Source organism: Kitasatospora sp. NPDC097605 (genome assembly GCF_040302725.1).
GTDB lineage: Bacteria > Actinomycetota > Actinomycetes > Streptomycetales > Streptomycetaceae > Kitasatospora.
Window position 1 is genome coordinate 1 of sequence record NZ_JBEOSF010000039.1, and the last position, 15,634, is coordinate 15,634.

Genomic DNA, 15,634 nt, shown 5'->3' on the forward strand with positions numbered 1-15,634 from the left:
GGGCTCGCCCCCCCCCTTCCCTGCCCCCTCGCCCCCCGGGGGGTACTCGTTTCTCGGGCCGGGGGGGCGCTGCGGGTCGGGCGACAAGCGGGTCATCCGATCGGATGACCCGCTTGTCGCCCGACCTCACCAGGAGAGCGGGTAGCGCACCGGGTGTCCGCCGATCCGGCCCGGCAGCAGGCCGATCGCCACCAGCAGGACGGTGGAGAGCACCAGCAGCGGGAGGAACGGCCAGGCGCTCGGCTCCTGGAGGACCACCACCACGGCGCTGGCCACGGCGGGGGAGTGCGAGACGTGGCAGAGCATCATCGCGCCCAGTGCGAGTCCGGCGGCGATCGCCGCGCCCCAGGCGGTGCTGCCGGTGACCGCGAGCGTGGCGTAGCCGATGAGGCCGGCGAGCAGGTGACCGCCGATCAGATTGCGCGGCTGGGAGATCGGCAGCCCGGGCGCGCCGTGGACCAGGGCCGCGCTGGCGGCGACCGGCGGGATCAGCAGCGGCTGGTGGACCAGCACGCCGACGCCGGCCAGCAGGAGCAGCGCCCCGATGGCGAAGGCGGACGCCCGCAGGGCGTGCAGTGGATGGGGTCGGGGGGCCTTGGCGGTGGGCGGCGTGGGCATGCGGGAACGGCTCCGGGTGGGGAACGGGGGACCCGGGGATGATAAACAGACTGTTGCACGAAAAGGTGGGATGTTTCGCCAGTTGGACGGTCGTCGGACACTCCGTGGACGGACCGGTGTCCGCGCCGACGGTGGGACGACCCCAGCGACCATGCCCGCAGAGAGGGTTGACTCCCCATGGCCGGAACCGCCGCCACCGTCTTCCGCAACGTCCGCCCCTACGGCGCCGAGCGGCCCGTCGACCTGATCGCCGTCGACGGCGTGCTCGTCGAGCGCCTGCCGGACGGCGCGGAGCCGACCGTGGTGGAGGGCAGGGGCCGGATCGCGCTGCCCACCCTGGTGGACGCGCACATCCACCCGGACAAGACCGCCTGGGGCGAGCCCTGGTACAGCCGCCGCGCGGCCGGCTCGCTGCCCGAGTACGTCGAGGGCGACGTCGACCTCCACCGCCACCAGCGGACCCCGCTCGCCGAGCGCGCCCACCGGCTGCTGGCCCACGCCGTCGCCTCCGGCACCCGCGCCGTGCGGGCGCACGTCGACGTCGCCCCCGCCTATGGACTGGCCGGGGTGACCGGACTGGCCGAGGCGCGCGAGCGGCTGGCCGGGTCGCTGGACGTCCAGCTGGTCGCCTTCCCCCAGCACGGCGTCCGCCGCACCCCCGGCGCGGGCGAGTTGCTGGCCGAGGCGGCGGCGAGCGGGCTGATCGACGCGGTCGGCGGCATCGACCCGGCCGGCTTCGACGGCGGCCCCGGCGGCGAGGGCCCCGCCCAGCTGGACCTGGTCTTCGACCTGGCCGGACGTCACGGCCTGCGGCTGGACATCCACCTGCACGACCAGGGCGGGCGCGGGCTCGACCCGCTGCGCGACATCGTCGCCCGGACCAGGGCCGCGGGCCTGGCCGGCCGGGTCGTGGTCAGCCACGCCTTCTGCGTCCCGGAGCTGTCCGGCGACCGGCTCGCCGAACTCGCCGACCGGCTCGCCGAACTCGCCGACCGGCTGGCCGAGGCCGGCGTCGGCCTCACCACCGTCGCCCCCTCGGCGCACCAGGTGCTGCCGTTCCGGGAGCTGCAGGCGCGCGGCGTGCGGGTCGGCCTCGGCTCGGACGGCGTGCGCGACTCCTGGAGCCCCTACGGCAACGCCGACATGCTGCACCGCGCCCATCTGCTCGGCTGGACCACCGACGCCCGCACCGACCGGGAGCTGGCCGACTGCTTCGCGCTCGCCGCCGACGGGGGCGCCGACCTGCTCGACCTGCCGCGGGTCACCCTGCGGCCCGGATCCCCCGCCGACTTCATGCTGGTGGCGGGCGAGTGCCTGCCGCAGGTCGTCGTCGACCTCCCGGCACGCGAGCTCGTCGTCCGGGCCGGACGCGTCGTCGCGAAGGACGGCCGCCACCTCGGCTGACGGCCCGCCACCGCACGGTGGTGGCGGAGGTGGCGAGGGCGGCGCTTGTGGCGCGTCCGGACGCGACCGGCGCGAGCGGCCCGCCTTCACTCCACCAGGGCGCGCCTGCGTGCGCGCGGCGCGTTCACCCGACATCGCAGTGGGTAGCCGTTCGCATACACTGGGCGACCCGAAAGGGGGGTTCTGGCGAGGGAGCGGAGATGCCGGAACACGAACAGCTCGGCCCGCGCGCCGAGCCCGGCGGCCCCGCCGGACCGTCCCGACCCGCCGCGCCGTCCGGCCCCGTCGGGCGCACCGAGCCGCCGGCGCGTCCGGACAAGGTGCCGCTCCAGGCCCGCCCGCCGCTGGCCGGCCCGGTCGACCCCGGGCCGGGCGCGACCGCCTGGCCCGACCGGATGCTGCCGCTGCTGCGCACGCCGACCGCCGCCCGCGCGCTGCTCCCCGAGCCGCTAGGCACCCACCGGCCGGGACCGGCCGAGGTGGCGGCGGTGCTGGACCTCGCCCTGCTGGTGGGGGAGCTGCTGCTGGCCAGCGGCGAGGCGGCGGAGGACGTCGAGGCGGCGATGCTCGCCGTGGCGCGCGCCTACGGCGTCCACCCCTGCGACCCGCAGGTCACCTTCACCCGGGTCGCCGTCTCCTACCGGCCGCGCCCGGCCGAGCCGCCGCTGACGGCGGAGCGGTCCGTGCGCCGCCCGTCCGGCGACTACGCCCGGCTGGCGCTGCTCTTCCGGCTGGTCACGATGATCTCGGCGGGCGGGATCGACGTCGAGGAGGCCCACCGCCGGCTGGCGGCCGGGCTCCGCGGCGGCCACCGCTACCCGGGCTGGCTGGTCGCGCTGTCCTGCGGGCTGCTCGCCGGGGCGGCGACGGTGCTGGTCGGCGGCCGCACCGACGCCCGGGCCGCCCTGGTGTTCACCAGCGCCTTCGTCGCGGCCACGGTGGGCGACCGGCTCGCCGCGCTGGTGGCGCGCCACGACCTGCCGGAGTTCTACCAGTTCGTGCTGGCCGCGACGCCGGCGGCGCTGATCGGCATCCTGCTGTCCTTCAACGGCCTTCATCTGCGCGGCTCGGCGGTGATCACCGGCGGGCTGTACGCGCTCCTGCCGGGGTGGCGCCTGGTCGCCGCGGCGCAGGAGGGGCTGGCGGGCTGCTATCTCACCGCCGCCGCTCGCATGGTCGAAGCGTTATATCTGATGACCGGTGTGGTGATCGGGGTGACGGCCGTGCTCTACGTCGGCATCAACCACGGCGCGGACCTCGCGGCCCGGGACCTCCCGGTCGGGGCGTCGAACCCACCGATCCAGCTGATCGCGGCGGTCCTGGTCACCCTGGCCTTCGCGGTGATGCTGAACACCGAGCCGGGCGCGCTGCCCGCGGTCATGCTGAACAGCACGGCCGGCTGGACGACGTACGGCGTGCTGGTCGGCGCGGGCCAGCAGCCGGTCGCGGCCGCCGCGCTGGCCGCCGGCCTGGTCGGCCTCTCCGGCCAGGTGATGGCCCGCCACCGCGGCAGCTCCGCGCTCCCGCACGTGTCGGCGGCGCTCGGGCCCCTGCTGCCCGGCTCGGTGCTCTACTTCGCACTGCTCGCCTTCGTCCGCGGCGACGCCGAGGCCGGCCTGCGGGGCGTGGCCCAGGCGAGCGCCATGGCCATGGCGCTCGCCATCGGCGTCAACCTCGGCCGCGAGGCCGCCCGCCTCTTCCTCCCCGCGCCGGAGCCCACCGCCACCCCGGCCGCGGGCCGGCGCGCCCAGCGCGGCCGCCACCGCCGCTGAGCGAACGGGCGGAGAGGGGCGGGAAGGGGCGGGAAGCGGAGGCCCGGCCGCTACTGTCCGGATCCGGCGCCTGCCGAATCAGCGACTTGAAAAATTCTTCATGTTCATACATGCTGGCGTGCCGTTGGATCGGTACCGCTTCCCCGCGGGCCGGCGAGGAGGAACGACGTGGAGGAGGCAGCGTGACCGTCGCCGATTCCGCCCTCGGCCGGCTGCGCCGCCGCGGCACGCTCGTCCTGGTCTCCGGCGTCTTCGCGACCACGCCCGAGGCGATCGCCCACGCCCGCGCCCGTCCGGGAGCGCGGGGCGCGGCCCCCGGACCGTCGGCCGCCGCCGTCCCCGCCTGCTTGCTCCGGTAAGCACCACTCGAACGACTGGATAGTCTGAACACATGAGCGACAACCTCCCCGCCTGCCCCAAGTGCTCCGGCGAGTACACCTACGAGATGGACGCCCTCATGGTCTGCCCGGAGTGCGGCCACGAGTGGGACCCCGCCGCCGGCGCCGGTGAGGCCGCTTCCGGCGAGCGGGTGATCAAGGACTCGGTCGGCAATGTGCTGAACGACGGCGACACCGTGACCGTCGTCAAGGCGCTCAAGGTCAAGGGCAGCGTCTCCGGGATCAAGGCCGGCACCAAGGTGCGCAACATCCGCCTGGTCGACGGCGTCGACGGCCACGACATCGACTGCCGGATCGAGGGCTTCGGCGCCATGCAGCTCAAGTCCAGCGTGGTCAAGAAGGCCTGAGTCCTCGGGACGCGGTCGGGGGCGGCAGCGGGCGGGCGGCAGCGGCCGGCCGGTCAGCAGCGGTCGGCGGGGAACCTGGCGGTGATCGGCCCGCCCGGCCGCGTCCGCTCCAGCCACACCGGCCGGCTGCCCAGCTCGGCGACCGGCGGGGTGACGTACAGCAGCCCCGGTTCCTCGCCGGGTTCGGCGGTGTCGTAGGCCCCGGCCACCACCAGCCGCAGCGCGGTGCAGACCGCCCAGTCGGGCTCGGCCGCCGTGCCCGCCGGGTCGAGGCGGGCGGCCAGCCCGAGCAGCGCCTCGCGCAGGGTGTCGGTGAGGTGGGCGACGGGCGCGCCGTCCAGGGCGGGGTGCCCGCTGCCGTCCCGATGGGCGGGCGCGGTGGTGGTGTTCGGCGCGGTGCTCGGCGCGGTGCTCGGTGTGGTGCGCGATGCGGTGCTCGGTGTGGTTGCGGTCACAGGAGTCATGCCGAGGACGCTAGGGCAGGCGTACGACAATGCCCGCTCCCGCCGGTGCCGGATCACCCGGTCGAGTCCGTCGGCCGACCGGCCGTCGCGGTCCCGCGGGCCAGCGGTCGCAGCCGCAGCCGTTGCGGCCGCAGGACGGTGGTCAGCCGCACCGGGCGGTCGTCCGACCGCCGGCCCGGCAGCGGGACCGGGTGCCAGCGGGCGAGGAGGGTGGCCAGCGCGATCGCGGCCTCGGCCCGGGCATAGTCGGCGCCGAGGCACTGCCGGGGGCCGTTGGCGAACCCGGCGAACCCCCAGCGCGGCAGGGCGGCGGCCCGTTCGGGCAGCCACCGGTCGGGGTCGAAGCGGGCCGGGTCGGCGAAGATCCGCGGATTGTGGTGGGCGACGTACGGGCTGACCAGCACCTGGCCGCCGGTCGGCAGGACGCGCCCGCCGAGCTCGGTCTCCCGGGCGCAGGTGCGCAGCAGCACCCAGCCGGGCGGATGGAGCCGCAGCGCCTCGGTCAGCACCCGGGTGGTGAGGGAGAGCCGCGGCAGGTCGGCCCAAACGGCGGGCCCGCCGTCCGGCAGCACCGCGTCGACCTCCTCCTGCACGGTGGCCAGGACCTCGGGGTGGGCCATCAACAGGCGCAGCGTCCAGGAGAGTTGGGAGGCGGTGGTCTCGGTGCCGGCCAGCAGCACGGCGACGACCTGGTCGTGCAGCTCGGAGTCGGAGAGCGTCGAGCCGTCCTCGTCGCGGGCGGCGACCAGCCCGGCCAGCAGGTCGGTGCGGCCCGGTCCGTGGGCCCGGTGCTCGCGCACCAGGTCGGCGACGGTCCGCCGCAGGGTGCGGACGGCCGTCCGGTAGCCGGGGCCGGCCGGCAGCATCCAGAGCTTGCGCAGCGCGCCGGCGAACGCGGTCTCGAAGGCGGACTGCAGCCGCTCGGCCAGCGCGTCCGGCACTTCGGTGCCGAGCAGGGTGCGCGTCACCACCCGCAGCGTGAAGCGGTAGCAGGCGGGGAAGACGTCCACCACCTCGCCGTGCCGCCAGGAGCCGGCCAGCAGCGCCGCCTCCCGGCTCATCACGGTGGCGTGGGCGGCCAGCCGTTCGGGCCGGAACTCCGGTTGCAGCATGCGGCGTTGGCGCCGGTGGTCGGCGTGGGGGCAGGTCGCCAGACCGTTGCCGAGGACCTCCCGGAACCGCCCGTAGATCGGCCCGCCCTTGTCGAAGGCGCGGTCGTCGGCGTACACCTGCCGCAGCAGCTCGGGGTGGGTGGGGACGACCAGCCGGTAGGGCCCGAGCCGGATCTCCACCAGGTCGCCGTACCGGTGCAGCCGCCCCAGGAAGCGCGCCGGATCGCGGGCCAGCGCGGGCAGGTGCCCGAGCAGCGGCACCGCCCCGGGCGGCTTCCCGTGCCGGTAGGTCGTGGTCGCGGCACCCCGCGCTGACGAGGACACAGCAGCAGGGTAGGCGCCCCGGCGAGCGGTGGACAACCGGCGCGCATTCCCTGGCGCGTGCGCTCGGCCGGACGGGGGATCAGGAGTGCCCGGTCGTGAATTCTCGTTCCGTGTACGGATCAGTCAGCGGTGGCCCAATTGAGGCGGTGTCACCGCTCCTGAACTGCCGGAATCCAGGATTCCCCGATTCCGGCCCGGCTCTTCACGATCTTGTTCGGGGCTCGTCGGGGACTCGAAGTCGGCATGGTCATTCGCATGCGATCGGTGCTAGCTTCCTTCTCGCCCCGATTCCCGTACGAGGGAGTAAAGCCCATGGCATCGAACAGGCTCACGAAGGCGCTGGTGGGAATTCTCACGGCGGCCACCCTCGGCATCGGCACCCTCGCCGGCGCCACCGCGGCCTCCGCCGCGCCCGCCCCGCAGGCCCCCACCCGCACCGTCGGCGTCCGGGCCGTCAACAACCTCGGCCTCACCACCGCCGAGGCCCAGAGCGTCCAGTGCTACGTCCGCGACGCCGGCTACGACCCGGGCGCGATCGACGGCCAGCTCGGCACCAACAGCTGGAAGGCCTGGCAGAGCTTCCTCAACGACCTGGGCTACAACGCCGGAGCCGTGGACGGCGCGGTCGGCCCCAACACCATCCGCGCCCTCCAGCGCTTCCTCGTCGACATCGGTTACGACACCGGCGGCATCGACGGCGTCGCCGGACCGAAGACCAGGGCCGCCTGGAAGGCGTTCGCCGACCTCGGCTGGTGCTGACCGCCGCCTCCCGACGCCGTAGGACAGAGCGGCCCGGGCTCGCCCCAGGAACCCCCTGGGGCGAGCCCGGGCCGTTGCCGCGGGCGGCCACGACGAGGCCCCCGGGGCGGAGTTGAGTACCGGTACTCAGGCGGACGGGGGCACGGGTCCGGCAGGATCGGTGCCATGACGATCGATCAGCAGGGTGGGCCCGGCCGGAGGCGGACGCCGGTCGGCCGGGTGGCCGTCGGAGTGGGGACGGCGGGGGCGCTGTTCCCCGGCGGGGTGAAGGCCACCGGACGCCGCCCGGGCCTGCCCGGCCCGTCGGCCCCGGCCCGGCCGCGCGACCGGCGCCGGGCCGGGGCGGTGACCGCCCGGTGATCTGGGGACGCGGCGGCCCCGCGCGGGTCCCGGTGACGGGGGCCGGGGCCCGGTGCCCGGCCCTCTCCCACGTGACGATCGGCGCCGGGGACCCGGGCGGGGGCGGCGGTGATCACCCGGGCCACGGGAGTGACGCCCTCCGGGCCGACCGCGGCCCGGAGGAGGGCTGCGGCGACGGTTCCGCCGGTGGTTACAGCCCGGGCGTGTAGGGGGCGATGCCGATGATGAGGATGTCGCGCCGGCCGCCGGCCGCCGGAGCCCCGGCGGCGGTCTCCGGACCGTCCGCACCGCCGGCGCCGTCGCCTCCGAGCCGGACCGGGCCGACGTAGTGGCTGACGCGGTGGTCGTGCACCCCGTAGCCGTCCAGCGGCTCGCTCAGCACGAAGCGGGCGAGGACCGCGTCACGGGGCAGGTCGTCGGGCTGCCGGCCGGCGCTCTCCGCCGTGGCGATGACGTTCTCGCCGCCCTCGACGTTCCGCCGCCCGACGAGGTGAGCGAAGGTGAAGGTGGCCGGTGAACCACCGTCCTGGTGCAGGCAGTTCGGCGAGGACACCGCCTCCTGGCCCCGCTCCCGGACCCCGAGCGCGATCAGGTGGACGCCGACGTAGACCGGCACACGGTGCAGCTCCTCCAGCCACAGGGCCTGGCCGAGGTCGGCCCGGATCAGGGCGTCGAGCAGCCGGTTGTCGCGCAGGGCGGCAGGGAGGTCGGGCAGCCGGCGGCGCATCCGCGGGTAGTCGGGGTTGTGCTCGTCCTGCCAGTACTCCGTGACGGTGCCGAACTCCGCGTCCGGGGCTCCGGGGCTGTAGGACAGCAGTCCGGTCCACGGCAGGTGGACGGCGTGCGAGTAGCGGCGGAACCGGTTGGTCGCCAGGGCGTAGGGGTCCGGTGGAAGGTCCCGGTAGGCGTCGGCGAGCCGGGCGAAGTCCTCCGCCATCGCCTCGGTGTCGATGCCGAGGCCGGCGGCGCTCAGGCGGGCGTAGCCGTGGCGCCGGACGGTCGCGACGGCGCCGTCCGGCGCGGAGCCCGAGGGCGGCGGGATCGGGCCGGGAACGGTGGCGGCCGTCCGGGCGGTCAGGGAGTGCGGTGCCTTGTCCATCGGTTCTCTCCAGATCGGGGATGCCACATCAGCCCCTGCCCAGAACTCCCCGCACCAAAAGGGCCCGGCCCGGACATCTCGCCGGACCGGGCGTGGCCGACCGCCTCCGGACGCCCGGTGGACGGCGGGACGATGACAACCGTGTCCATGTCCGCGCGCGAACGACGATCACGCGCCCGGGGCCCGCATCACTCCACCGGAGGGGTCTGCGGCACCGTGAAGCACCGCGCACCCGCCCACCGCGCGGCCGCCGCCCACGCCGCCTCCTACGGCCGCGCCTGCCGCAGCCTCGCGCGGTGGCGGGGCCGGCTCGTCCCGTCGGTTACCGGGCCTCGGCGTCGGCGACCCAGGCGGGGAGCGGCTCGCGGTGGGCCAGCCACGGCTCGGGCACCGCGGCCAGGCCGGTGCGGGCGGCGACCACGCCGGCGGTGATGGCACAGGTGGTGTCGACGTCGCCGAGACCCTCGGCGGTGGTCCACAGGGCGTCGGTGAGGCTGTCCAGGTGGTGGGCGGCGGACCACAGGGCGAACGGGACGGTGTCGCCCGCCTGGACGCGCTGCCCGCTGCCCAGCAGGTCGGCGGCCCGCCACGGCTCCGTCCCGGCGTCCAGGCCGGCCGCGCGGCGAAGGCCCTCGCGCACGGCCCCCGGCGGTGTGCGGTCGGCGACCTCGGCCAGCAGCCCGGAGCCCGCCGGGACGTCCCGGTCGCGGCCGCGCGCGGCGAGCGCGGCCGCCACGGCGACCGCCACCGCGCCGGCGACGCCCTCCGGGTGCGCGTGGGTGACCTCGGCGGACAGCACCGCCTGCTCGGCCGCCTCCTCCAGGTCCGCGCAGAACCACGCCCCCAGCGGCGCCACCCGCATCGCCGCGCCGTTGCCGAAGCTGCCCTCGCCGCCGAACAGGTCCCGCGCGGCGGCCCGCCAGCTCCCCGGCGCATCCGCGAGCCCGGGCAGCAGCCCGTGCATGCCGCGCCCGTAGCCGCGGCCCGGGTCCGCCAGGTAGGTCGCTCCGAAGGCGAGCGCCAGCTTCTCCTGGTGCACCGCGTCGAACGCGGTCAGCACCCCGTACACCGACAGCGCCATCGCCGTGTCGTCGGTCCAGTGCCAGGGGGCCTCCTCCGGGATCCGGCGGGCCCGGATCTGGTCGAACGCCTCCCGGGGCGTCCGGAACGGCGGGAACCAGCGCTCCCCGAATCCGTCCCCGAGGGCCAGGCCCTCCAACGAGTCACGAGCGGCGGAAGACGATGTCATGGTCCTATCGTCCCAGAGGTTCACGGCACCGGACGGGCCGTCAGACCGGTGAGCAGGGCCCGAGCGCGGCGGCGGAAGTTCTCGTCCTGGTCGATCACACGGTCCTCGACGCCGGAGCGATCGCCGGTCAGCGCACCGGCGCCGAGGGCCTGCAGGGGTCGCAGGCACCCCGCGGATCGTCGTCGCGTTCGGCGGACCGCAGGCCAGGAAACGGCACCGCGAGCGCGCCTGTGGCGTAGACCGTGCCCTGGTGCAGCAGGCTCCCGTACAGCTCGGACAGCGCCTCGCCCGCCGCGTCCGCGTCCTCGCCGGTGAGCGCGTGCAGCAGCGCGGGCACGTCCTCGGCGCTGCCGTGGGTGTGCGAGCAGGAGGACCGGGGCTGGGTGTCCAGGCCGGTGAGGGCGGGTGCGGGTGCCACGCGGGGCATCACGGCAGGCCGGTCCGGCAGACCGTTCGCGTTCGCCGGCTCGTTCGACCGTGGTGCAGGTGTCGGCGTCCGGCGGGCGGTCGACCGGGGTGCCGGGCCCCGCCCGGACGGTTTCGCCGCCGAGCCCCGGACGCCCGTGCCTCCCGGCTGTACCCTGGCAGCCGCCGTCCAGTAGGGAGCGTCCGGGAACGTGTTCGTGAAGATCTGTGGTCTCAGTACCGCCGCGGACGTCGCCGCCGCCGTGGCAGCCGGTGCCGACGCGATCGGGTTCGTGCTCACCGAGAGCCCGCGCCGGGTCCCGGTGGAGCTGGCGAGGGAGCTGGCGGACACGGTGCCCGAGGGCGTGTGGACGGTGGCCGTGTTCCGGGAGGAGCCGGCCGAGTACGTCCGGGAGGCCGTGCGCGCCACCGGGGTGCGAGCGGTGCAGCTGCACGGCAACCACCCGGCGGCGGCCTTCGCCGAGCTGGCCGACCTGGGCGTGCCGCTGATCCGGGCCACCTCGGCCGCGGCGGCGGCCGGCGCGGACTGCGGAGACTTCGGCGAGGACCTGCTGCTGCTCGACGCGCCGGTGGCGGGCGCCGGGGAGCCGTGGGACTGGTCCGAGCTGGGCGCGAAGCCGCCGGCCGGGAAGTGGATGCTGGCGGGCGGCCTGAGCCCGGCGAACGTCGGCGCGGCGATCGCGGCCGCGCGGCCCTGGGGCGTGGACGTCTCCAGCGGTGTCGAGGTCCGGCGCGGGGTCAAGGACCCGGCGCTGATCGCGGACTTCCTCCGGGCCGCCAAGTCCGGCTGACGGCGGGGCGGCGGTGGGGCGCCGCCTGCTCCCCGGGCGCTCCCCGAGGTTCCGCGCGCCCGGTCGGGCTCCCCGGCCTACGGTGGAAGGAATCGGCCCGGAGACCGCGGGCCGCACCGCGATGCCGTGAGGAAGGTGAGCCGCATGTGCCGTTGGCTGGCCTATTCCGGTTCCCCGATCATGCTGGAGGTCCTGCTCTACAAGCCCGCCCACTCGCTGATCGACCAGAGCCTGCACGCCCGGATGGGAGTGGAGACCACCAACGGCGACGGCTTCGGCATCGGCTGGTACCCCGACCATCACGGTGAGCCCGACCACGCCGTGGAGCCGGCGGTCTTCCGGGGCGTCGGGCCCGCCTGGAGCGACCAGAACCTGCGCGAGCTGGCCCGCTGCGTGCGCTCCCCGCTGTTCTTCGCCCACATCCGCGCCTCCACCGGCACCGCGGTCCAGCAGACCAACTGCCACCCCTTCCGGTTCGGACGGTGGCTGTGGATGCACAACGGGTCGATCCGCGACTTCGCGGCCTACAAGCGCGACCTGGCGCTCGCCGTGGACGGCTCCCTCTACCCGCACATCGAGGGTTCCACCGATTCGGAGCTGATGTTCTACCTGGCGCTCACCTTCGGGCTGGAGGACGACGTCCCGGGCGCCGTCGAGCGCATGGCCGGCGTGGTCGAGGCGACCGCGGCCCGCCACGGCGTCGCCGACCCGCTGCAGATGACGGTCGCCGTCTCCGAGGGCGAGCGGCTCTGGGCGTTCCGCTACTCGAGCGGTCGCGCCTCGCGCTCGCTGTTCTTCAGCACCAGCGTCCAGGCGCTGCGCGCCCTGCACCCGGACAACCCCGTCCTGCAGCTGGCGTCCGAGGACGCCCGCATCATCGTCTCCGAGCCGCTGGGCGACCTGCCGGGAGCCTGGAACCCCGTCCCCGAGTCGTGCTACGCGGTCGTCCAGGAAGGACACGACGCGATCCGCACCTTCCGGCCGAAGGTCGGTTAGGCGTCAACGCGCCGCACACCGACCGCTGCTGGAAAATCCCGCGCGGCGCCGGCGGCCGGTCCGCGATACTGGCCGGCATGGAGGAGCTCGAGGTCGTCGTCGCGCACAACGAGCGCGCGACGCTGCGCGTCGGCGAGGCGTTCCTGAAGGTCGACGCCGATCAGCGCCGCACCGACGTCGAGGTCGAGGCGATGGCCCTGGCGCCGCTCCCGACCCCGGAGATCCTCTGGCGGAAACCGCCCGTGCTCGCGCTCGCCGCCGTCCCGGGCACGGCGCTCGGCCGCCTCGGCGAGCCGTCGGGCGCGTCGTCGGAGGCCTGGGCCGCGGCGGGCGCCGCCGTGCGGACGCTGCACGACGCGCCGCTACCGCCCTGGACCGGCCCGCGCCCCGACGAGCTGGCCGCGCGCCTCGACGGCGAATGCGGGTGGCTGATCGCGAACGACGTCCTCCCGGCCGACCTGGTCACGCGCAACCGCCGGCTCGCCGAGACGGCGCTGCGGCCCTGGACGCCGGTGTTCACCCACGGCGACCTGCAGGCCTCCCACGTCTTCGTCGACGGCGACCGGATCACCGGCGTGATCGACTGGTCCGAGGCGGCCCGGGGCGACGCCCTGTACGACCTCGCCACCCTGACCCTCGGACACCGGGAACACCTCGGCGACGTCCTCGCCGGCTACGGCACCGACGTCGAGCTCGACGTCGACGTGATCCGCGCCTGGTGGTCGCTGCGCAGCCTGCTGGTGGTCCGCTGGCTGGCCGAGCACGGCTTCGACCCGTCCGCGCCGGGCTGCGAGGTCGACGTGTTGCGGTCCGCGCTGTGACGGCAGCGGTGTGAGATCCCCGGTGTGAGACCGCTCGCGATGGGCCAGAATGTGTGCCGCCGGCCCAGGCCGGCGATCCACGAGCGGGGCGGGGCGGGCGGGGCACATGGACACGGAAGCGGGCGCACAGCGCTGGGCGGGCGTCGAGGCGGAGGCGCTGGCCCTGCCGCGCGCACGGCGCGGCGGGCGGGGGCCGAGCGCGCTGCAGATCCTGGGGCAGCGGCGCCGCGAAGGCAGTCACGAGAACTACCTGAAGTTCCTGCTCGATCCGCGCGAGGTCCACGGCCTGGACGCGGAGCTGCTCGGGGCGCTGCTGCGCCTGGCGGGCCGGCCGGAGCTCGCCGGTGATCCACGCCTCGCCCGGGCACGGGTGCACCAGCAGGTGCGGGGCGACAGCAGCCGGCCGGACCTGGTCGTCATCACCCCCGTCGCCTCGGTGGTGATCGAGCTGAAGGTCGACGCCCGTGAGGGCGAGGGGCAGACGGTCCGTCAGGGCGACGACTTCGCGGACCTGGCGAACCTGGTGCTGGTCTACCTCACCCCCGCCGGCCGGCCACCGGCCGACCCGCGCTTCCGGCCGGTCGCCCTGCGCGACCTCGCGGGTGCACTCGCGCGTCTGCTCGCGGAGCGGGCCCCCGGACCGGCGGCGCCCGGCCGCCGCCACGCCGACGACTACCTGAGCGACCTGGAGAGCACCGTGGGCATCAGCACGGACGACGACGCGGCCGGCTTCTGGATCAGGCACGGTGCCACCGTCCTCGCCGCCCAGCAGGCGGCCCGGCGGCTGCTGAACCACCTGCCGGCCCACAGCCACGCCGCGCTCGGCACGCTGGCCGCGGAACTCGGCCGGGACCTCCTCGTGACGTCCACCGAGTACACCGCCCTCGGCGGCAGCGGCAGTTACCCGGAGACGGCCGTTGTCCTCAGCCGCCCCGGATGGATGGCCGGCGGAGCGCCGCTGCTCGGATTCGGCCTCGGCGTCCGCCGCGACACCGACGGCCACCCCGGCCCCGACCCGGACGACCCGCACCTCCGCCCGTTCTACGGCATCTACTGCACCGACGACGTCGTACGGGAGGCCATCGGCGGCCGGTTCCTCTCCAAGGGCTCTGGCGGCCACTGGGGCTGGTGGCAGAACCTGCCCCTCACCGCCCAACCGAGCGGCACCGGCTTCCTCGCCCACAACGCCGCCACCGTCGCCACCCTGGTCCGGGACACCTGGCACGAGCGGGTCGCCACCGTCGACACCCTGTGGGCCGCCCGCGGGTGAGGGTCCGTCGTCACCGTCCCGAGCGGCCTGCCGCCGCCGAGCGGCCGTTCCGGCGGTGCCGCGCGAGCGGCGCGGGAGTGCACCCGGTCAGGTGAACTTCGGCGGGAGGGGGCGATGCCCGGGCGGCCGGTGCGGGCCGGACTGCTGCTCGAAAACGGCGCGTTCGCCACAGGCTCGCCGAGAACCGCCCGTGTTGAACGAGCGGTTCGAACAGCGGCAGGATCCGGCGCCATGGACGACACCTGGAAGACGCTCAACTCCCTTGCTCAAAGCCTGGATTCACAGTCGGCGATGGTCGGTGAGCAGCGCTGGCTGGTACAGATCGTGAAGCTTCAGGAGGAGGTGGGCGAGGTCGCCGAGGCGGCGATCGGAGCGCTGGGGGAGAACCCGCGCAAGGGGCGTTCCCATGACTGGGACGACGTTCGGAAGGAGGCGTGCGACGTGGCGGTGACCGCGCTGGTGCTGCTGGTCCGGATGGGCGGGGACCCCCGCTGGTTCTTCGAGGAGCACGTGCGGATGCTCGCCGCCCGTACGCACGCGCGACCGGTCGCGCCGTAGGACGGGGACCGGATCGAGCCGTTGACACCGGCCGATCCGGTCCCTCCGGACCGCCCCCCCGCTGCGTCCTAGTGCTCCGGTTCCCAGGCGCGGAGCAGGTCGAGCAGGCCCGCGTCCCCGTCGAGGTGCAGGGACTCGGCCGGGATGCGGTCGTACAGGTAGACGACCAACTCACTGGCCGTGCCCTGGACCGAGACACCGGCCGCGTCCGGGTCCTCGCCGGTCGCGGCGGTGGGCGCGGGGAGGCGGGCGGAGCGTGCGCCGTCGCCGTCGACCGTGAGGCGCCAGGAGCGGCCCTCGGTGGCGTGGAAGTCGAAGGTCGTGGGCTTGTGCGGCCAGGCGCTCGGCGATGCGACGCAGGTGAACAGGAACTCCTCGACACCGTCGAGGGCGACGTCGGCCGGCAGCGGCCGCGGGGTGCCCGCGGCGAGCTGGGCGTCGTACGTGTGCACCGCGCTCTCCTGGACCCGGTGCCGGGCGACTCCGCCGGCGGTCCGCGGCGTCTGCAGGCCACTCCACCACGCCCAGCAGCCGGCGTCCGGGCCCGCCTCCCGCAGCACGTCCAGCAGCAGGCGCGTCGACTCCTCCAGCCAGGCCACCAGGGCCTCGCGCTCCCGCGGCACTTCCAGAGCGGCGCGCGCGGCGACGGCCTCGGCCGGGGGAGCGCCGGCCGGCCCCGCTCCGACGATGGCGGCCCAGAAACGGTCTCCCCCGCCCAGGTGCCTCACCAGATCGAACAGCGTCCACTCGGGGCAGGTCGGCACCTGCGCGTCGAGACTGGGCGCGGCGGCGACCGTGGCGCGGAAGGCGGTCGACCGTTCGTCGATCAGTCGCAGCAGGTCGGGGAACTCAGGAGTCTTGTGCAC

General features: G+C 75.5%; 18 protein-coding genes. 11 read left to right on the forward strand and 7 right to left on the reverse strand.

Going from position 1 to position 15,634, the window contains the following annotated elements; genetic code table 11:
- Positions 1-126: 126 nt before the first annotated feature.
- The gene (locus ABTX81_RS31690; RefSeq protein ID WP_350552852.1) at positions 127-618 is read right to left on the reverse strand and encodes an HPP family protein; all 492 of its coding nucleotides are present in this window, start codon (positions 616-618) and stop codon (positions 127-129) included.
- A gap of 177 nt (positions 619-795) precedes the next feature.
- On the opposite strand from ABTX81_RS31690, the gene ABTX81_RS31695 reads away from it, so the two are divergent.
- The 4 genes from ABTX81_RS31695 (at position 796) to ABTX81_RS31710 (ending at position 4,539) form a co-directional block, all read left to right on the forward strand.
- On the forward strand, positions 796-2,022 hold the full coding sequence (locus ABTX81_RS31695; protein WP_350552854.1) for an amidohydrolase: 1,227 nt from the start codon (positions 796-798) through the stop codon (positions 2,020-2,022).
- A 200-nt stretch (positions 2,023-2,222) separates the two neighbouring features.
- Positions 2,223-3,794: a threonine/serine exporter family protein gene (locus ABTX81_RS31700; RefSeq protein ID WP_350552856.1), complete on the forward strand. Its 1,572-nt coding sequence runs from the start codon at positions 2,223-2,225 to the stop codon at positions 3,792-3,794.
- Positions 3,795-3,976: 182 nt separating this feature from the next.
- The gene (locus ABTX81_RS31705) at positions 3,977-4,153 is read left to right on the forward strand and encodes a hypothetical protein (protein ID WP_350552858.1); all 177 of its coding nucleotides are present in this window, start codon (positions 3,977-3,979) and stop codon (positions 4,151-4,153) included.
- 32 nt (positions 4,154-4,185) lie between these two features.
- Positions 4,186-4,539: a zinc ribbon domain-containing protein YjdM gene (locus tag ABTX81_RS31710; protein ID WP_350552860.1), complete on the forward strand. Its 354-nt coding sequence runs from the start codon at positions 4,186-4,188 to the stop codon at positions 4,537-4,539.
- Between the two features lie 53 nt (positions 4,540-4,592).
- Here the strand turns inward: ABTX81_RS31710 and ABTX81_RS31715 are convergent, their stop codons facing one another.
- Both ABTX81_RS31715 and ABTX81_RS31720 read right to left on the reverse strand, forming a co-directional pair.
- Complete coding sequence (locus ABTX81_RS31715) at positions 4,593-5,003, reverse strand: hypothetical protein (protein WP_350552862.1); 411 nt, start codon at positions 5,001-5,003, stop codon at positions 4,593-4,595.
- A gap of 53 nt (positions 5,004-5,056) precedes the next feature.
- Entirely contained in the window at positions 5,057-6,439 is a 1,383-nt protein-coding gene (locus ABTX81_RS31720; RefSeq protein WP_350552864.1) for a cytochrome P450, read from the reverse strand.
- 312 nt (positions 6,440-6,751) lie between these two features.
- Between ABTX81_RS31720 and ABTX81_RS31725 the strand changes: the two genes are divergently transcribed.
- Positions 6,752-7,198 (forward strand): peptidoglycan-binding domain-containing protein, encoded by a 447-nt coding sequence (locus ABTX81_RS31725; RefSeq protein WP_350552866.1) that lies wholly within the window; start codon positions 6,752-6,754, stop codon positions 7,196-7,198.
- 165 nt (positions 7,199-7,363) lie between these two features.
- Entirely contained in the window at positions 7,364-7,558 is a 195-nt protein-coding gene (locus ABTX81_RS31730; protein WP_350552868.1) for a hypothetical protein, read from the forward strand.
- A 190-nt stretch (positions 7,559-7,748) separates the two neighbouring features.
- Here the strand turns inward: ABTX81_RS31730 and ABTX81_RS31735 are convergent, their stop codons facing one another.
- The 3 genes from ABTX81_RS31735 to ABTX81_RS31745 all read right to left on the reverse strand — a co-directional run bounded on the left by ABTX81_RS31735 (position 7,749) and on the right by ABTX81_RS31745 (position 10,324).
- Entirely contained in the window at positions 7,749-8,657 is a 909-nt protein-coding gene (locus tag ABTX81_RS31735; RefSeq protein WP_350552870.1) for a 2OG-Fe dioxygenase family protein, read from the reverse strand.
- Between the two features lie 322 nt (positions 8,658-8,979).
- Positions 8,980-9,906, reverse strand: coding sequence for an ADP-ribosylglycohydrolase family protein (locus tag ABTX81_RS31740; protein WP_350552872.1), 927 nt, complete (start codon positions 9,904-9,906; stop codon positions 8,980-8,982).
- A gap of 127 nt (positions 9,907-10,033) precedes the next feature.
- Positions 10,034-10,324, reverse strand: a complete 291-nt coding sequence (locus tag ABTX81_RS31745) for a hypothetical protein (RefSeq protein ID WP_350552874.1) — start codon at positions 10,322-10,324, stop codon at positions 10,034-10,036.
- 205 nt (positions 10,325-10,529) lie between these two features.
- Between ABTX81_RS31745 and ABTX81_RS31750 the strand changes: the two genes are divergently transcribed.
- The 5 genes from ABTX81_RS31750 to ABTX81_RS31770 all read left to right on the forward strand — a co-directional run bounded on the left by ABTX81_RS31750 (position 10,530) and on the right by ABTX81_RS31770 (position 14,768).
- Positions 10,530-11,123, forward strand: coding sequence for a phosphoribosylanthranilate isomerase (locus tag ABTX81_RS31750; protein ID WP_350552876.1), 594 nt, complete (start codon positions 10,530-10,532; stop codon positions 11,121-11,123).
- A gap of 144 nt (positions 11,124-11,267) precedes the next feature.
- Complete coding sequence (locus ABTX81_RS31755; protein WP_350552878.1) at positions 11,268-12,119, forward strand: class II glutamine amidotransferase; 852 nt, start codon at positions 11,268-11,270, stop codon at positions 12,117-12,119.
- A 77-nt stretch (positions 12,120-12,196) separates the two neighbouring features.
- Entirely contained in the window at positions 12,197-12,940 is a 744-nt protein-coding gene (locus ABTX81_RS31760; protein WP_350552880.1) for a phosphotransferase family protein, read from the forward strand.
- 106 nt (positions 12,941-13,046) lie between these two features.
- Positions 13,047-14,210 (forward strand): PDDEXK-like family protein, encoded by a 1,164-nt coding sequence (locus tag ABTX81_RS31765; protein ID WP_350552882.1) that lies wholly within the window; start codon positions 13,047-13,049, stop codon positions 14,208-14,210.
- A 231-nt stretch (positions 14,211-14,441) separates the two neighbouring features.
- On the forward strand, positions 14,442-14,768 hold the full coding sequence (locus ABTX81_RS31770) for a MazG-like family protein (RefSeq protein WP_350552884.1): 327 nt from the start codon (positions 14,442-14,444) through the stop codon (positions 14,766-14,768).
- A gap of 68 nt (positions 14,769-14,836) precedes the next feature.
- Here the strand turns inward: ABTX81_RS31770 and ABTX81_RS31775 are convergent, their stop codons facing one another.
- On the reverse strand, positions 14,837-15,634 hold the full coding sequence (locus ABTX81_RS31775; RefSeq protein WP_350552886.1) for a maleylpyruvate isomerase family mycothiol-dependent enzyme: 798 nt from the start codon (positions 15,632-15,634) through the stop codon (positions 14,837-14,839).

What these genes read in the sequence shown, in the direction of transcription:
- ABTX81_RS31770 (WP_350552884.1), top strand. Translation starts at nt 14,442, where the DNA reads ATGGACGACACCTGGAAGACGCTCAACTCCCTTGCTCAAAGCCTGGAT.
- ABTX81_RS31710 (WP_350552860.1), top strand. Translation starts at nt 4,186, where the DNA reads ATGAGCGACAACCTCCCCGCCTGCCCCAAGTGCTCCGGCGAGTACACC.
- ABTX81_RS31735 (WP_350552870.1), bottom strand. Translation starts at nt 8,657, where the DNA reads ATGGACAAGGCACCGCACTCCCTGACCGCCCGGACGGCCGCCACCGTT.
- ABTX81_RS31765 (WP_350552882.1), top strand. Translation starts at nt 13,047, where the DNA reads ATGGACACGGAAGCGGGCGCACAGCGCTGGGCGGGCGTCGAGGCGGAG.
- ABTX81_RS31715 (WP_350552862.1), bottom strand. Translation starts at nt 5,003, where the DNA reads ATGACTCCTGTGACCGCAACCACACCGAGCACCGCATCGCGCACCACA.
- ABTX81_RS31760 (WP_350552880.1), top strand. Translation starts at nt 12,197, where the DNA reads ATGGAGGAGCTCGAGGTCGTCGTCGCGCACAACGAGCGCGCGACGCTG.
- ABTX81_RS31730 (WP_350552868.1), top strand. Translation starts at nt 7,364, where the DNA reads ATGACGATCGATCAGCAGGGTGGGCCCGGCCGGAGGCGGACGCCGGTC.
- ABTX81_RS31690 (WP_350552852.1), bottom strand. Translation starts at nt 618, where the DNA reads ATGCCCACGCCGCCCACCGCCAAGGCCCCCCGACCCCATCCACTGCAC.
- ABTX81_RS31755 (WP_350552878.1), top strand. Translation starts at nt 11,268, where the DNA reads ATGTGCCGTTGGCTGGCCTATTCCGGTTCCCCGATCATGCTGGAGGTC.
- ABTX81_RS31700 (WP_350552856.1), top strand. Translation starts at nt 2,223, where the DNA reads ATGCCGGAACACGAACAGCTCGGCCCGCGCGCCGAGCCCGGCGGCCCC.
- ABTX81_RS31725 (WP_350552866.1), top strand. Translation starts at nt 6,752, where the DNA reads ATGGCATCGAACAGGCTCACGAAGGCGCTGGTGGGAATTCTCACGGCG.
- ABTX81_RS31695 (WP_350552854.1), top strand. Translation starts at nt 796, where the DNA reads ATGGCCGGAACCGCCGCCACCGTCTTCCGCAACGTCCGCCCCTACGGC.
- ABTX81_RS31740 (WP_350552872.1), bottom strand. Translation starts at nt 9,906, where the DNA reads ATGACATCGTCTTCCGCCGCTCGTGACTCGTTGGAGGGCCTGGCCCTC.